The following is a 15,812-nucleotide window of genomic DNA, read 5'->3' as shown; positions in this document are numbered from 1 at the left end:
GTTTCCGTGCCTAGCGCAGGCCGATGACCGCCGCGTCCGCTCCGCCGCGCCACAGGATGCCCGTTTCGCTGAAGCCGCCGTCGCGCAGCGCCTGGAGGTGCCACGCGGCCGGGGGGTTCCACTCGGTGTGGCTGCCGCCCGGATAGATCCGCTCCCGCTCGGCCAGCAGCGGGGCCAGCTCCTCGTCGCCGGCCACCCGCGCCCACCAGGCAGTCCAGTCGAGCGCCGCCCCGGTCGCCTGGCGGGCCGCGCGCTCGGCGTCGGCGCGGGCCACGAGCAGCTTGGTCAGCCCGGGCAGGCTCTCCTCCGGCATGTAGTCGGCGTTCACGAAGATGCCGCCGGGCCGCAGCACGGATCGGATCTCGGCGTAGAGGGCGGCCACCCGCTCGCCCGGCAGCCAGTGCAGGGCCGTCGCGGTCAGCACGGCGTCGAACCCGGTGTGCGGCAACGCCTCGACCCAGGCCGGCGACCCGAGGTCCGCGGACACGACGGTGGCCCGGCTGTCCTCCGCCAGCGAGGCGCGGGCCAGCGCCAGCAGCACCGGGTCCTGGTCGAGCACCGTGGTGGTCGCGCGCGGGAAACGCGCGAGCGTCCGCAGGCTGATCGTCCCGGTGCCGCCGGCGAGGTCGAGCACCCGCGGCGCCCCGCTCTCGGTGACGGCCCCGACGGCGTCGAGCATGGCAGTGAAGCGCTGCTCCCGGTCGGGCAGGTAGCCCTCCTGCTGACGGTCCCAGCTCTCCTGCCACGCGGCCGCCGTGTAAGCACTCATGGGGCTCACGCTAGTTACATCTGCCCTCCCCGGCAAGCCCTGTTGCCAAGAGTGTGCAACAACGCTGCCCTCCGGCCGGCGGTCATCGCTCGGCCTGCTGCTGGGCGAAGGCCATGAGGTCCCGCCGCTCGATCGCCGCGGCCATCAGGTCCGGGAAGGCCTCGGGCGTGCACGCGAACGCCGGCACCCCCAGCGCGGCCAGCGCGGCGGCGTTCTCCGCGTCGTAGGCCGGGGCGCCCTCGTCGGACAGGGCGAGCAGCACGACCACCTGCACGCCGGCGGCCGTCATCTCGGCGACACGGCGCAGCATCTGCTCCCGGACGCCGCCCTCGTAGAGGTCACTGATCAGCACGAAGATGCTGTCCCGGGGCCGCGTGATCAGCTGCTGGCCGTAGGCGATGGCCCGGTTGATGTCGGTGCCGCCGCCCAGCTGCGTGCCGAAGAGCACCTCGACCGGATCGCTGAGCTGGTCGGTCAGGTCGACGACGGCGGTGTCGAAGACCACGAGCGACGTCCGCAGCGACCGCATCGAGGCGAGCACCGCCGAGAAGACGCCCGAGAACACGACGGACGCGGCCATCGAGCCGGACTGGTCGACACACAGGACGACGTCGCGCTGGATCGCCGTGGTGCGGCGGCCGTAGCCGATCAGGCGCTCCGGGACGACCGTACGGTGCTCGGGCTGGTAGTGCTTGAGGTTCGCCCGGATCGTGCGGTCCCAGTCGATGTCGCTCAGCTTCGGCCGGTTGATGCGGGCCGCGCGGTTGAGGGCCCCGGAGACCGCGGCGCGCGTCTTCTGGCTGATCCGCTTCTCGAGCTCGTCGACCACCTTGCGCACGACCTGGCGGGCGCTCTCCTTGGTCTGCTCGGGCATGACCCGGTTGAGCGTCAGCAGCGTGCCGACCAGGTGCACGTCCGGCTCCACCGCGTCGAGCATCTCCGGCTCGAGCAGCAGCCGGGTCAGGTCGAGGCGCTCGATCGCGTCGGACTGCATGACCTGCACGACCGTGCTCGGGAAGTACTCGCGGATGTCACCCAGCCACCGCGCCACCTTGGGCGCCGAGCCGCCGAGCCCCGCCGACCGGCCGGCCTGCTTCGTCCCGGGGTCGCCGTCCCCGCCGGTGTCGTAGAGCGCGGCCAGCGCGGCATCCATCCGCCCGTCGCGCCCCTCCGCCCCGCCGAGCGACTCCTCCGCCGCCCCACCGAGCACAAGCCGCCACCGCCGCCGCCGCTCCGCCACCGCGTCCGCCGCGGGTGAGGCCGGCGCGGGTGTCACGTCCGGATCGGTGCTCATCCGATCTCCTTTCCCAGCAACGCCGCCAGCGTCGGAAGCACCCGCGCGGCCCGGTCATGGTCGAGTACGAGCGGCGCCTCGCCCGTGGTGCGCACCCCGCCGGCGACCCGGTCGCCGATCGCGCGCCGTTCGCCGGTGGCGAAGCTCCCGAACGTACGCCGCAGCAGTGGAAGCACGTCGTCGAACGCCTCGGCCGCGATGTCGGCGAGCCACGAGTCGACGAGCTCCAGCAGCTCGTCGTCGTGCACCAGCAGCAGCCCGCCGCCGGACAGGAAGCCCTCCACCCACGCGGCGCCCTCCGCGGGCGGCGTCCCGACGGTCAGCGCGAGCCCGAGCCGCCGGCGCACCTCCGCGCTGTCGAGCCGCCCGGCGTCGAGCAGCAGCCGGGTCAGCCGCCCGGCGATCAGCCCGTGCAGCCCGGCGCGCCCGGCGACCGACGTCAGCGTGCCGAACCAGCGTTCGCTCAGCGCCGCCTCGTCGAGCAGTCCGACCGCCTGGTGCACCCCGTCGATGTGCCCGCGCAGGGTCTTGGCGGCCTCGTCGGACAGTGACCCCACCGCGGCGGGCAGCCCGGCGCAGATCCGGGTGAGCAGGCTCGACGTCACGGTGGCGAGCCCGGCGACGTCGGTGCGCCGCACGTCGCCGTAGCGGAGGGTGCGGGCGAGCGCGGGAATCGCCGCCATCAGGTGCTCGAGGTCGGCGTCGAGGGCGGCCCGGGTGTCCAGGGCGGCCAGCACGGGCGGGAAGGCGTCGGCGAGATCGGCGAGCAGGCACACCTCGACGAGTGCGGTGACCTCCCCGAGCGACTGCGCCTTGCCCGCCGCCTCGACCACCTTCGCCGTGGCCGCGGCGGCGACCGTCGTGCCGTACATGCTGCCCTCGACAAGCTGCACCGCGAAGTCGGGCAGCCAGCGCAGCCGCCACTGCTCCCGGAACGTCCCGAGCCCCCGCCGCGCCGCGTCCGGCTCGCCCCACGGCACGCCGATCGCGCGCATCCGGTGCAGCAGCCGGCTGCGGGCGAGGTCCATGTCGCGGCGCAGGTCCAGCTCCTGCACCTTTTCGAGCGCCTCCGGCTTCAGGCGTACGGCCCGCTGCTGCGCCGCGAGATCCTTCGCCAGCGGTACGGCCGGCATGTCGTCCGGCACTCCGCCGAGTCGCTCGCCCACCACCATCCGCCGGTCGATCAGCTCGGTCCGCAGCGGTTCCCCCTCGCAGAGCACCGCCTCGGCCGCCTCGGTCACCTCGGCCAGCCCGGCGAGCGGCCGTCCCCGCACGGTGGCCAGCGCCTCCGCCAGCCGGGTCGCCTCGATGACGTGCGCCGACGACGTGGGCACCCCCTCGGCCCGCAGCACCCCGGCGGCGTCCACGAGCCACCGCGGCACGACGTCGGCACCGGTCGTGAACAGGTGGTGGTACCAGCCGGGCGACCGCACCCCGGCGCCGTAGCCGGACCAGGACGCCAGCCGCCCGTAGGTCCAGGGCACCCAGGTGAAGCTGACCTTCGCCTTCTTGCGGCCCTTGAGCAGCGCGGTGTCGTCCTTGACCGCGACCTTCCGGCTGAGCGCGGGCACGTGCCAGGCCCCGCACACCACGGCGATGTCGTCGTGCTCGCGGCGCACCTCCCGCAGCACCGACCGCATGTACGCCTCGCGCACCAGGTCCTCGGGGTCCTCGGGCGCGGACTCCCGGATCGCGCCCATCGCCTCCGCGATCGCCTCGAAGGCCGGCATGCCCCGGTGCTCGACGACGTCCTCCCACCAGCGCTCGGGATCGTCGTAGCCGGCCGCCGTCGCCAGCTCCCCGATCGGATCCACCGGCCGCCGCCGCGCCACGCCGTCGCCCTCACCCGGCTCTCCGCGCGTGTCCTCCGCCGCGCCGGGCGTGTCGTGCGCCGCACCGGGCGTGTCACCCGACTCGCCGCGCGTGTCGTCTTCCGCGCCGGGCGCCACACCGGCGGGCGGCCCGGCCGCGGGCGGCGTGTCCGGCGTCCCGGGATCGGTCAGCCGGAACGCGAACGGCAGGTCGAAGAACCGCACCGGCACGCCGTTCGCCACGGCCCACCGGATCGCCTGCCACTCCGGCGAGAACACAGCGAACGGCCAGAACGCCGACCGCCGCGGATCGTCCGTCGCATAGCCCAGCAACGCGACCGGCGGCTCGAGCCCGGCGCCGCCCACCCACCGCACCAGCTCGTCCGCCTCGGGCGGCCCCTCGACCAGCAGGATCGAGGGGCGCTGCTCCTCCAGCGCCCGGACCACGGCACGGGCCGAACCCGGGCCGTGGTGACGGATGCCGTAGTGCCGCTCAGGCATCGCGCGCCGCGCGGTAGAAGGCGCGCCAGTCCGAGCGCTCGCGCACGACGGTCTCCAGGTATTCCCGCCAGACCACGGCGTCGGAGACCGGGTCCTTGACGACGGCGCCGACGATGCCCGCGGCCACGTCGCTCGGGCTCAACCGGCCGTCGCCGAAGTGCGTGGCCAGGGCGAGCCCGTTGGTGACGACCGAGATCGCCTCGGCGGTGGAGAGCGTGCCGGTCGGCGACTTGAGCTTGGTGCGGCCGTCCTCGGTCATGCCGTTGCGCAGCTCGCGGAAGACGGTGACCACGCGGCGGATCTCCTCCAGCGCGGTGGGCACCTCGGGCAGCTCGAGCGACCGGCCGAGCTGCGCGACCCGGCGGGCCACGATGTCGACCTCGTCGTCGGCGCTGGCCGGGATCGGCAGGACGACCGTGTTGAAGCGGCGGCGCAGGGCGCTGGACAGCTCGTTGACGCCCCGGTCACGGTCGTTGGCCGTGGCGATGAGGTTGAAGCCGCGCTGGGCCTGGATCTCGGTGTTGAGCTCGGGGACGGGCAGCGTCTTCTCGGAGAGGATCGTGATGAGCGCGTCCTGCACGTCGGACGGGACGCGGGTCAGCTCCTCGAGCCGGGCGATGGTGCCCGTCTGCATGGCGCGCATGATCGGGCTCGCGGTCAGCGCCGCCTCGGACGGTCCCTCGGCGAGCAGGCGCGCGTAGTTCCACCCGTAGCGGATGGCCTCCTCCGCCGTCCCGGCCGTGCCCTGCACCAGCAGGGTCGAGTCGCCGCTGATGGCCGCGGCGAGGTGCTCGGAGACCCAGGTCTTCGCGGTGCCGGGCACGCCGAGCAGCAGCAGCGCCCGATCGGTGACCAGCGTGGACACGGCGACCTCCATGAGCCGGCGCGGGCCCACGTACTTCGGGGTGATCTTGGCGCCGTCGCCCAGCAGATAGGTCACCACCGCCTGCGGCGACAGCTTCCACCCCGGCGGGCGCGGCCGGTCGTCGGCGGCGGCGAGCTGGGCGAGCTCGTCGGCGTACTGGTCCTCGGCGTGCGGGCGCAGAGCGGTCACTCGAACTCCTGGAGCATCTCGTGGCGGAAGGTGAGGGTGCGGGCCAGCTCGGTGACGGCGCGGATCCGGGCGGGATCGGTGCCGTCGCGGTGCAGCTGGTCCGCGAGCTTGGTGAGGTGCGGGGCGTAGCGCGGCGGCATGACGGGCGCCGCCGCCCGGCACAGCTCGGCGAGCTGCCAGCTGTGCTTGTCCTTGCGGGCGCGGAGCGCGACGGTCTCGATCACCGCGACGGCCAGCTCGTCGGGCCACGGGCCGGGGTGCACGGCGAGCAGCCGGTGTGCCAGGTGGTCCTCGCGGCGCAGGAAGTCGGCGGCGATCCGGGCCAGGTCGGCCGGCGGGAGCAGCAGGTGCAGATCCCAGCGTACGGCCTCGCGCAGCCCGCCCGTCCGCTCCCGGCTGTCGTGGTGCACGAGCGCGGTCGCCCACTCCGCGGCGCCCTGGGCGATGGCCGCCTTGGCCCATCCGTGCAGCAGCGGCACCTCCCAGTCGTTGCCGCGGGCCAGCTCGACGACCTTCGCCGGCCCGCGGTCGTGCGTCCACGTGCTCAGCGGCGCCCCGGCGACGACCTCCTCCAGCAGCCACGCCTGCACCCCGGTGCCCCGGGCCGGCTTGGCGGCGAGCCCGTCCCGGCGCAGCTCCGGGGTCAGCTCCTCGGGCGGAGTGACGATCAGCCGGTCGCGGCCGAGGGCGCGGCGCTCGATCCGCACGGCCGCCCGGGCCCGCTCGGCCATCCGCTGCCCGAGCGCCGACCCCGGGAGCCGCTGCAACAAGTCGAGCGCCGCCTCGCGTACCTCCTTGCGCCGGTCGTCGAGCGCCGCGTCGAGGAATCCGTCGTCGGCGAGCGACAGCCCGGTGCTGAGCGCGCCGACGAACCGCGCGCGGTCCTCGGGTGCCTCCGTGGCCCAGGCCTCGCGCAGCAGGGCCAGCCCCGCCGCCGGGTCCACAGTGCGCAGTCGCGTGAGGTGGGCGAGGCGCTCTCCGGGCGTACCCGTGTGCCAGGTCTCGGGGTTGTCCGGCGCGGCCGTGCCGGGCGCCTCGTCGCGCACCCAGCCCCAGTCGGGCCGGAGCCCGGCCAGCCAGCGGCCGCGCTCGCCGGCCACCCGGGCGATCGCCGGGCGGATCACACTGTTGCGCCGGCCCGCATCGAAGAGCGCCGGCAGTGTCTCGGGCGGAACATGCCCGCCCCATCGGGCCGCCGCCCCCAGCCACTGCGACAGCAGATCCTGCGGCCCGCTCCCGTCGAGCAGCCGCTGCAGCCGGACCCCCGCCGCGGATGGCACAGGACGGCCCGTCTCCGCGGGAGCGGGAGTGACGGCGGGGTGCCCGGTCGCGGGCGTGATCCCGGCCCGCCGGTAGGTCAGCGCCGTCGCAGCCGCCTCCAGCAGTGACGTCTCGCCGCCGAGCGGGATCGAGGCGTCCCCGGCGGCGACGGTGGTCGCCGTGAAGGGCCGTCGCGCGGTGCCCACGAGCGCCGTCGCCAGCAGGTCGGGCGGCAGCTCGGGGCTGCGCGGGGCACTGCCCGCCGGACCGGGCGGGGCGGCGAGCACGAACCGGCCGCCCGCCCAGGCCGCGAGCGGGCGCAGGCCGGCCGGTGTCCACTCGCCGGCGACGGTCGCGGGCTCGCCGCCCGCCGCCGCGAGCAGCCACCACGGCTCCCGATGCCCCGCGGCCAGCGGCAACGACTCGCCGGTGGCGTCGGTGAGGAAGCCGTCGGCGCTGGGCGCGACCCCGGCGAGCAGCACCGGAAGGCCGGTGCGCCACGGCTCGGCGGCCAGCGCGGCCGCCCAGCTCTCCAGGGCCGCGGACAGGCCGGTCGCGCCGATCGGCTCGGGCAACAGCGGCCGGGTCGGCCCGAGCCGATCTTTGATCACCGCGCGCAGGGGGAGCGCCCCCGGATAGAAGCAGAGGTCGCCCTCGAAGAACGTGCCCGGCACCAGATCGGTCGCCAGCGTCTGCCCGGGCGCCGCGAAGGACAGGTGCAACGCGAACCGCCGCCGGTCGGCCCCGAGCAGCCACGTGCGGCGGGTCGTGAGCGCGCCGTCGTCGCTGTCCTCCTGGCCGAGCACCTGCCAGCGGTCGCGCACCGGCTCGCCCGCCAGCACGTCCTCGGTCGCCACCGGGAAGCCGATCCGCGACCGGACCGTGGCGGCCAGCTCCGGCGGCAGGTCGGCCAGGCGGTCGTGCCCGGCCACCAGGAGCTGGAGCAGCGCGAGCTCGCCGAGCAGCCGGTCGGCCCACTGCGGCCCGATGCCCGCGATGCCGCCGAGCCTGCGCACGGTGCCGGCGACGGCCGGGGCTTGCGCGTCGACCAGGCGTGCGGCCATCGTCTCGAAAGGCCGGTGTCCGGCCCGCTCCGCCGCGGCCAGGCCCTGCTGCACCTGGTCGTCGAGCCAGCGCCGCAGCTCGGACACGCCCGCGGCGACCCGCTCGGCCCGCTGCCCGGCGCGCTTGGCCGCAGCGGCCGGATCGGTGCTCTTGGGGGCGGCCGCCTTGACCGCGCGCTCGGCCCGGCCCTGGCGCCACTCCGTGACGAAATCGGGCGCCGGCTCGCCCTCGCCCACCTCGCCGGAGCTCCACAGGAACAGCAGGGCGAGCGCGTGCTTGCACGGGAACTTCCGGCTCGGGCACGAGCACTTGTAAGCCGGGCCGGCCACGTCCACACAGACCTGGTACGGATTTTTCCCGCTGCCCCGGCACAGCCCCCACAGCACGTCGTCGACGGCGCCGCGCTGCTCCCACGACGTGGGCGCGGCGAGCTTCTGCGCACTCTTCAGCGAAGAGGCGTCGGGGGCGGCGGCGGACACCTGGGCGGCGGACCATCGTTCAACGGGCACCGCAGCAATGTAGAAGGCGGGTACGACAAAACCGCGTGGGGGAGACTGGTGTCATGCGGATCATCATCTTCGGCGCCACGGGCATGGTCGGGCAGGGCGCGCTGCGCGAGAGCCTGCTGGCGGCCGACGTCGAGGAGGTGCTGGCGATCGGGCGGCGCCCCACCGGCGTACGCCATCCGAAGCTGACCGAGGCCACCCTGGCCGACCTCGCCGATCTGAGCCCGCTGACCGGCCGGCTCGCGGGTTTCGACGCCTGTTTCTACTGCCTGGGCGTCTCCTCGACCGGCATGAGCGAGGCCGACTACACCAAGATCTCCTACGACCTGCCCACCGCCGCCGCACACGCCCTGTCCACGATCAACCCCGAGATGACCTTCGTGTACGTCTCCGGCGCCGGCACCGACATCGACGGCCGCGCCGCGTGGGCCAGGATCAAGGGCCGCACCGAGCTGGAGATCATCAAAACCTTCCCCCACGGGTACGCCTTCCGGCCCGGCTTCATCCAGCCCACGCACGGCGCCACGTCCAAGACCCGCCTCTACCGCTGGGGCTACGCCGTCACCGCGCCGATCACACCGTTCCTGATCCGCCACCTGCCCCGCTGGACCACCACGAACGACGCCCTCGGCCGAGCCATGCTCCGCGCCGCCCGCATCGGCTTCCCGACCCGCATCGTCGAGAACATCGACCTCCGCTGACCCGCCCGCGTCCTGGTTTTCCCGGGGTGTCGCGGATCGGGGTTTCTCGTCGGTGTGGTGGTGTCTCGCGCACCGACCGTCACGGCGGCGAAGGCGATGACCATGCCCGCCACCTGCAGCGGGGTGTGACTCTGCCGAGCGCGGCCCAGCCCACGACCGTAGCGACCACCGGCGAGAGCAACGCGAGCAGCGACACACGCACGGCGGACAGCCGGCCCTTGGGAGCCCCGCCCGACCGGCGCGGCATTCACGTGCGCCTGACCGACGTGGGCCTCGCCGTCGTCGATCGCGCCGTGGCGGCGGGCCTGGACGCTCAGCGCGATCTGCTCGCCCACCTCACCCCGCGCCGGCGCGACCAGCTGGCCGGCCTGCTTCGGACGGCCCTGAACGGCAACGGCCCGACGCCGCCGGCTTGACCGGCAGCGGCCAGGGCCTTGGTTGGAGGCCCCTGCGCGCCGCTTCCTCGGTGGGTGGGCGACGCGCAGGGGTGGCTGGGAGAACGCTCTCTGGCGTGCGGCCAATGTTACGCCGACGTTGCCGATCGTCAATGTTTGAACGGGAAGAAATTGTTGGTTCACGGCGCGATGGAAGAGGTTGCTCACATTGACACGGGCGGCGCGCGCGCCGAGACTCGCCTGTGTGAATCGGTATTTCCCCCGCCTCCCCGCCGATGCTCGTGACGCCTTCCCGGGCCGGCGTGGCACGCCCGTCGATGCGCTCCGGGTGCCGCGCTCGTCGGCGCTGCGGGCGGCGGCGGGTCTGATCGTGGCCGTTGTCCTGCTCGGGGCGGGCGGCTGCGGCGACGATGCCCGGCCGGCGGGGGGTGACAGCGCGCAGGCTACGGGCGGCCAAGTCAGCGGGACAAAGGGGAACGATACCGGCGATTCCGGAGCCGGGGCGGCGGGCGGGGCGGGCGTGTTCGGGGGCACCGACCGGGCCTGGATCGAGATCAACATCGCCATGGACGAGGAGTTGTTGCCGCTGCTGGCGCTGGTGCCGGAGCGGGGCGGCGCCCGGGTCAAGGCGCTGTCGGCCGAGGTCAGCAGCTTTCATGAGCAGGAGCTGACGGCGCTGCGGGCGCTGCACGACCAGGCGCAGCTGCCCGCGGAGAACCCGCACAAGGGCATGCCGATGCCGGGCATGGTCACGCCGGAGCAGGTCACGGCGGCCGGGCGGGTGCGGGGCGCCGCCTTCGACACGCTGATCGTCGGGCATCTGCGGGCCCACTTCGAGCAGGGCGTCAATCTGGCCGAGAGCGAGCGCAAGGCCGGGGTCGAGCCGCAGACCAAGGCGCTGGCCGACAAGGTGATCGAGAGCCGGCGCGCGTTTCTCAGCGAACTCGGCTGAATTTCTTTTCGAGTTTCTGTTATCGGCGGGTGCGAAAAACGTCCAGCGGCGGGCGCCGGTTGTTCCGCAACACTATTAGTCCGTTCGGCCGGGTCGCTTCCGGAACGCGATTAATGACTGTTACGTGCGCGCTTCCCGGCGTACCGGCAGCGGCAGCAGTGCCCGTTCGGCGGCCCGCCACGTGATGAGCGTGACGGCGGCTCGTGAGGGTAGCGCCGGGCCGGAGTGGGCAGCGGCACAGTGCGAGGCGGCTCCGCGGGGGAAGATGAGGGCATGGCTTACGTCTCCACCACGGGGGAGTTCACCCGCGACCAGCGCTACATCGCCACCCGGATCACCGCGGACGGCCGGGACGGCTATCCGGTGGAGCCCGGCCGTTACCGGCTGGTCGTGAGCCGCGCGTGCCCGTGGGCGAACAGGACGATCATCGTGCGGCGGCTGCTCGGGCTCGAGGACGTGCTCTCCATGGGCGTCGCGGGGCCCACGCACGACGAGCGGAGCTGGACCTTCGACCTCGACCCCGGCGGCCAGGACCCGGTGCTCGGCATCGAGCGGCTGCAGGAGGCGTTCTTCCAGCGCTACCCCGGCTACGACAAGGGCATCACCGTGCCCGCGATCGTCGACGTGCCGACCGGTCAGGTGGTCACGAACGACTTCCCCCAGATCACGATCGACATGTCGCTGGAGTGGAAGCAGTACCACCGGCCCGGGGCGCCCGAGCTCTATCCCGAGGCCCTGCGGGCGGAGATCGACGAGGTCAACCGGCACGTCTTCCGGGACGTCAACAACGGCGTCTACCGGGCCGGGTTCGCCGGGTCGCAGGAGGCGTACGACAAGGCGTACCACCGGCTCTTCGACCGTCTCGACTGGCTGTCCGAGCGCCTGGCCGGGCAGCGTTACCTCGTCGGCGACACCATCACCGAGGCGGACGTGCGGCTGTTCACGACGCTGGTGCGCTTCGACCCGGTCTACCACGGGCACTTCAAGTGCAACCGCAGCAAGCTGACCGAGATGCCGGTGCTGTGGGCGTACGCCCGGGATCTCTTCCAGACGCCCGGCTTCGGCGACACGATCGACTTCGTCCACATCAAGCGGCACTACTACGAGGTGCACCGCGACATCAACCCGACAGGCATCGTCCCGGCCGGTCCAGAGCTGGGCAACTGGCTGAGCGAGCACGGGCGCGAGTCGCTCGGCGGCCGCCCGTTCGGCGACGGCACCCCACCGCCCCCGCCCAAGCCGGACGAGGTCGTCCCCGCGGACCACGGCGCCCGGTAGGGCCCCGGCCCGGCGACCGGCGCGCACCGCGGCCGCAACGCCCGGTGCAGCGAGCACGGGCCGCCCGCAAGCACGCCAGGCAAAAGGCCGGATAGCGCGCAGCCCGCCGGAGCGGGAGAAGCCCGCCGCGCAGCGACCGACGCCCGGCCGCTCAGGACAACGACCCGGCCCACGTCAGCACGGCCTCGACATCCGCCCGCGTCCACCCGATCGCCGAATCCACCGGCACCAGCAACGTCGGCGCGCTCCGGCTCGCCGCCCACTCCCGGCCCGCGCCGGTGTGGTTGTCGTCGATCCAGGCGGCCGGGCGGTCGCCGGCCGCGGCGGCGATCGCGGGCACCTTGGCGGCGGGCGGGAAGGGCAGAGGCGGGAACGGGACGACCGGCAGCGGGTCGAGGCCAAGGAGCGGGGCGAGCAGGTCGTTCGCGTCGTCGCCCCAGCTCGTGGCCCACTGCGGGTCGGTCACCGCGGCGAGCTCGCGGATCCAGCCGCCGTGGGCGGGGTTGTAGCGCTCGGGTCCCTGACCGGGGTAGAACTCGTGCTCGACGTATCCCTCGGGGCAGGTGGACGCACCGAACGGGTTGAGCACGCCGTCGAGATCCAGCAGGAGCAAGGGTCGGTTCACGGGGACCATCAAACACCGGGCCTCCGACAGTTTCACGCCGCACCCGTACATTCCTCGAACACAGCACACACGCGGGCGCGGGCAGAATGGGCCCGTGACAGCTGGTTCCAAGGGGCTGGTCCTGGTGGTCGAGGACGAGCGGCCCATCGCCGACCTCGTCCGCCTCTATCTGACCCGCGACGGCTTCGGCGTCCACGTCGAGCATGACGGCGCGGCCGGTCTGGCCGCCGCCCGGCGTCTGCGCCCGGTGGCGTGCGTGCTCGACATCGCGCTGCCGGGGCTGGAGGGCACCGAGATCTGCCGGCGGCTGCGGGCGGACGGCGACTGGACGCCGGTCGTGTTCGTGACCGCGCGCGACGACGAGGTGGACCGGATCCTCGGTCTCGAGCTGGGCGGCGACGACTACGTGACCAAGCCGTTCAGCCCCCGAGAGCTGGTCGCCCGGGTTCGGGCCCTCGTGCGCCGGGCGAACGGGCCGGCGGAGGCCGAGCAGGTGCGCACCCTGGGTGCCGTGACGCTCGATCCGGCCCGGCGGCGCGTGACCGTGGACGGGGTGCCGCTCGCGCTGACCTCGACCGAGTTCGACCTGCTGGGACATCTGCTGGGCCGGCCGGGGCGGGTGTTCAGCCGCGAAGAGCTGTTGTCCGGCGTCTGGGGCTACGCGGCGCACCAGGGCACCCGTACGGTCGATGTGCACGTGGCCCAGGTCCGCGCCAAGCTCGGCGCCGCCGCCGGGGTGATCCGGACGGTCCGCGGTGTTGGCTACACCGCCGATGCGTAGGTGGCTGGCCACGCTGGCCGGCCGCACAGTCCTGGTCACCGCGGCCACTGCGGTCGTCGCCGTGCTCGTCACCGCCGTCGTCGCCCTGCCGATCGCCGTCCGTTCGGCCCGTCAGGCCGCCGCCGCGGACCTCGCCGAGAAGTCGGCGCTCGCGGTCGAGCTGCTCGCCACCGAGCGGGCGCCGGCGCGGGCCCGCATCGTCGACCGGCTGCGCGACGACGGCATCGAGGTCTATCTGATGCGGCGGGGCGTCGCCGATCGCCCGGGACTGCCGCCGCGGGTGACCGAGCAGATCGCCGCAGGCCACCCCGTCGACACCACCGGTACGGTCGGCGGCGCGGCCGTGCTCATCTCCGGCCGCCCGCTCAAGGGTGTCAACGCGGGTGTCGTGCTGACCCGCCCGGCCGTGTCCGGGACCGGCGCCCGCGTGCTCGGCGGCGTGTGGATCGCGCTGCTCGCCGGGCTGGCCGGCGGGATCGGGGCGGGGGCGCTGCTCGCGCAGTTCCTGGCCCGGCCGTTGCGGCAGGCGGCGGCCGTGGCGGCGCGGTTGTCGGCCGGAGACCGCTCGGTGCGGCTCGCGGAGCGCCCCCCGGCCGAGGCCGCCGAGCTGGCGGCGGCGCTCAACCGCCTGGGCGCGGACCTGGAGATCAGCGAGGGCCGGGAACGCGAGTTCCTGCTGTCGGTCTCGCACGAGTTGCGTACGCCGCTCGCCACGCTCAAGGGCTACGCGGAGGCGCTCGCCGACGGGGTGGTCGACGGGGACGCCGTCCCGAAGGCGGGCGCGACGATGCTCGCCGAGGCCGACCGGCTGGAGCGGCTCATCGCCGACCTGCTCGTGCTGTCCCGGCTGGAGGCGGCCGACCTGCCCGTGCACCTGACGACGGTGGACCTGGGGGAGCTGGTCGCGGCCGCGGGAGAAGCCTGGGCCCCCCGGTGTACGCCGTCCGGCCCGGCCCTGGCGGTGCGGGTGCCCCCGGCGCCGGTGCTGGTGACGGCCGATCCGGATCGCGTACGTCAGATCGTCGACGGCCTCTGCGAGAACGCCCTGCGCGTCGTCCCGGCCGGCGCCCCGCTGATCCTCGAGGCGCGCGCCGGCGGCGTGGTGGAGATCCGCGACGGGGGACCGGGTTTCACCGACGACGACCTGCGCGTGGCCTTCGACCGGGGCGCCCTGCAGCAGCGTTACCGGCACGTCCGCAAGACGGGCAGTGGGCTCGGTCTGGCCCTGGCCGCCCGGCTCACCGCTCGCATCGGCGGCACGATCACAGCCGGGCACGCCCCGGAGGGCGGCGCGATGTTCACGCTGACGTTCCCTTACGCAACCCGAACAGAGCACTGACCGGGATCGAGCACCCGGGCGGCAGGCTCGGGACATGACTTCTCGCATGACCCTCGCCCTGGCCACGCTGGGTGTCGCCGGCCTCCTGACCACAGGCTGCGCGACGGCGGGCCCGGCCCCGGCCGACCCCACCGCGACGACGATGACCGAGGAAACCATGGCGCTGAAGGCGGTCGGGGTGACAACCGACGCCGACCCGTCGCCGTCCGCTCCGGCGAAGAACCGGCCGAACCGGAAGTACCTCCGCAAGAACACCCTGCACGGCGAGATCACCGTGCAGAGCAAGGACGGCCCGCGCGTGCTGGTTGTCCAGCGCGGCACGGTCGGCGCGACGGACGGCCGGACGCTGACGGTGAAGTCGTCCGACGGCTTCACCCAGACCTGGACGCTGGGCGGCGAAGCGAAGGTCCGCACGAAGAAGGGCGAGCTGAGGACCGGCGCCCCGGTCGGCGTCGCGGGCCGGGAGGAGAGCGGCAAGCCCGTCGCCCGCCTGGTGGTCGTCACCGGATGACATGGTTCAGGGCCCGCGGCCGGCGTGTGACCGGCCGCGGACCCTGCCCCGCCCCCTCGGTGAAGTCCTATTGCAGCAGCGAGCCCATCGGCGACAGCAGCAGCTTGCCCAGCGCCTCGGCCGTCCGGTCGAGCCGGGCCTGCTCGGCCGCCACGGCGCGCAGGTCGTGCCGGATGGGCCAGAGCTTCTGGGTGTTGCGCCAGGCGACGTCGCGGGTCCACTCGACGGCGCTGCCCTGCCACCAGTCGTCGAGGTCGCCGTTCATCATGTCGATGAGCAGCTGCCAGCGGTCGAGATAGCCGCGGCGCAGCCCGGGGATGCGCTCGGCGAAGATCTCGTTGATCTGCAGGTAGTCGCGGTGCTGGTCGCTGCCGTCGACCGGCTCGCAGCCCTCGAAGTCGAGCGTGGTGACCAGGGCGAACGGCAGGTCGTAGTGCAGGTGGGCGTTGATGCCGGCGGCGGCCGAGGCGGTCGGCCCGGTGCCGGGGCACGGAATGCGCTGCAGGAGCAGCATCCACGAGCGGGGGCAGGCGACGCTCGCGTCGGACCACTGGCGCAGGGCGTCGAAGTAGCGGCCGGCGAACTCGACGTCGAGGCGGGCGACGAAGCCCGGGTCGGCGAAGCTGCCCGCGAAGAGGCGCTCCAGCACGTTCTCGCTGATCGTCAGGTAGAGCCGGTTGAAGTCGGCGAGCGGGTTGCCCTCGAGCAGGGGCGGCACCTGGCTCAGCACCGCCTGCAACCGGGTGAGCTGGTCGACCACCCCGGGAACATCGCCGGGATGCCCGGCGAGAACGCCGGCCATCTCCCGCTGCACGGGCCCCCAGACGGACGCCTCGGTGAGCATCATCGATCCTCCCACGGACAGGACATCGGACCCCTAGCACCGCCCGGCGGCAACCTGAACCAGAGCTGCCGGGCGGTGCTCCCCCGAACGAGGATCAGCCTGCCGCACAGATACGTCAGAGGGATC

Annotated in this window: 14 protein-coding genes; 7 read left to right on the top strand and 7 right to left on the bottom strand. The window is 74.0% G+C overall.

The window, feature by feature from the left end:
- Positions 1–10: 10 nt before the first annotated feature.
- The 5 genes from RAN62_RS00115 to RAN62_RS00095 all read right to left on the bottom strand — a co-directional run bounded on the left by RAN62_RS00115 (position 11) and on the right by RAN62_RS00095 (position 8,263).
- Positions 11–769 (bottom strand): class I SAM-dependent methyltransferase, encoded by a 759-nt coding sequence (locus tag RAN62_RS00115; RefSeq protein WP_305782323.1) that lies wholly within the window; start codon positions 767–769, stop codon positions 11–13.
- An 82-nt stretch (positions 770–851) separates the two neighbouring features.
- On the bottom strand, positions 852–2,063 hold the full coding sequence (locus RAN62_RS00110) for a VWA domain-containing protein (RefSeq protein ID WP_305782322.1): 1,212 nt from the start codon (positions 2,061–2,063) through the stop codon (positions 852–854).
- The gene (locus tag RAN62_RS00105; RefSeq protein ID WP_305782321.1) at positions 2,060–4,375 is read right to left on the bottom strand and encodes a DUF5682 family protein; all 2,316 of its coding nucleotides are present in this window, start codon (positions 4,373–4,375) and stop codon (positions 2,060–2,062) included. The genes RAN62_RS00110 and RAN62_RS00105 overlap by 4 nt, the downstream gene beginning before the upstream one ends.
- Positions 4,368–5,429 carry an ATP-binding protein gene (locus RAN62_RS00100; RefSeq protein ID WP_305782320.1) on the bottom strand — a complete coding sequence of 354 codons (1,062 nt, stop codon included), beginning with the start codon at positions 5,427–5,429 and terminating at the stop codon, positions 4,368–4,370. Before RAN62_RS00100 ends, RAN62_RS00105 begins: the two co-directional genes overlap by 8 nt.
- Positions 5,426–8,263, bottom strand: coding sequence for an SWIM zinc finger family protein (locus RAN62_RS00095; RefSeq protein ID WP_305782319.1), 2,838 nt, complete (start codon positions 8,261–8,263; stop codon positions 5,426–5,428). The genes RAN62_RS00100 and RAN62_RS00095 overlap by 4 nt, the downstream gene beginning before the upstream one ends.
- 53 nt (positions 8,264–8,316) lie before the next feature.
- On the opposite strand from RAN62_RS00095, the gene RAN62_RS00090 reads away from it, so the two are divergent.
- The 4 genes from RAN62_RS00090 to RAN62_RS00075 all read left to right on the top strand — a co-directional run bounded on the left by RAN62_RS00090 (position 8,317) and on the right by RAN62_RS00075 (position 11,586).
- The gene (locus tag RAN62_RS00090) at positions 8,317–8,961 is read left to right on the top strand and encodes an NAD-dependent epimerase/dehydratase family protein (protein ID WP_305782318.1); all 645 of its coding nucleotides are present in this window, start codon (positions 8,317–8,319) and stop codon (positions 8,959–8,961) included.
- Between the two features lie 125 nt (positions 8,962–9,086).
- The gene (locus RAN62_RS00085; RefSeq protein WP_305782317.1) at positions 9,087–9,377 is read left to right on the top strand and encodes a winged helix DNA-binding protein; all 291 of its coding nucleotides are present in this window, start codon (positions 9,087–9,089) and stop codon (positions 9,375–9,377) included.
- Between the two features lie 223 nt (positions 9,378–9,600).
- The gene (locus RAN62_RS00080; RefSeq protein ID WP_305782316.1) at positions 9,601–10,308 is read left to right on the top strand and encodes a DUF305 domain-containing protein; all 708 of its coding nucleotides are present in this window, start codon (positions 9,601–9,603) and stop codon (positions 10,306–10,308) included.
- A 273-nt stretch (positions 10,309–10,581) separates the two neighbouring features.
- Complete coding sequence (locus RAN62_RS00075; RefSeq protein WP_305782315.1) at positions 10,582–11,586, top strand: glutathione S-transferase family protein; 1,005 nt, start codon at positions 10,582–10,584, stop codon at positions 11,584–11,586.
- Between the two features lie 151 nt (positions 11,587–11,737).
- On the opposite strand, the gene RAN62_RS00070 is transcribed toward RAN62_RS00075, so the two are convergent.
- The gene (locus RAN62_RS00070; RefSeq protein ID WP_438874446.1) at positions 11,738–12,211 is read right to left on the bottom strand and encodes a hypothetical protein; all 474 of its coding nucleotides are present in this window, start codon (positions 12,209–12,211) and stop codon (positions 11,738–11,740) included.
- Positions 12,212–12,305: 94 nt separating this feature from the next.
- On the opposite strand from RAN62_RS00070, the gene RAN62_RS00065 reads away from it, so the two are divergent.
- The 3 genes from RAN62_RS00065 to RAN62_RS00055 are packed head-to-tail and all read left to right on the top strand — an operon-like array spanning position 12,306 to position 14,842.
- Positions 12,306–12,992 (top strand): response regulator transcription factor, encoded by a 687-nt coding sequence (locus tag RAN62_RS00065; protein WP_305782313.1) that lies wholly within the window; start codon positions 12,306–12,308, stop codon positions 12,990–12,992.
- On the top strand, positions 12,985–14,331 hold the full coding sequence (locus tag RAN62_RS00060) for a sensor histidine kinase (protein ID WP_305782312.1): 1,347 nt from the start codon (positions 12,985–12,987) through the stop codon (positions 14,329–14,331). Before RAN62_RS00065 ends, RAN62_RS00060 begins: the two co-directional genes overlap by 8 nt.
- A 34-nt stretch (positions 14,332–14,365) precedes the next feature.
- Positions 14,366–14,842 carry a hypothetical protein gene (locus RAN62_RS00055; protein ID WP_305782311.1) on the top strand — a complete coding sequence of 159 codons (477 nt, stop codon included), beginning with the start codon at positions 14,366–14,368 and terminating at the stop codon, positions 14,840–14,842.
- Positions 14,843–14,909: 67 nt separating this feature from the next.
- Here RAN62_RS00055 and RAN62_RS00050 read toward each other — a convergent pair whose 3' ends face one another.
- On the bottom strand, positions 14,910–15,689 hold the full coding sequence (locus tag RAN62_RS00050; RefSeq protein WP_305782310.1) for a DUF5995 family protein: 780 nt from the start codon (positions 15,687–15,689) through the stop codon (positions 14,910–14,912).
- Between the last annotated feature and the right edge of the window lie 123 nt (positions 15,690–15,812).

This window comes from Symbioplanes lichenis, assembly GCF_030709675.1.
Taxonomy (GTDB): domain Bacteria; phylum Actinomycetota; class Actinomycetes; order Mycobacteriales; family Micromonosporaceae; genus Actinoplanes; species Actinoplanes lichenis.
Note: the sequence above shows the minus strand (reverse complement) of the source record. Positions and strands in the feature narration are given on the sequence as shown.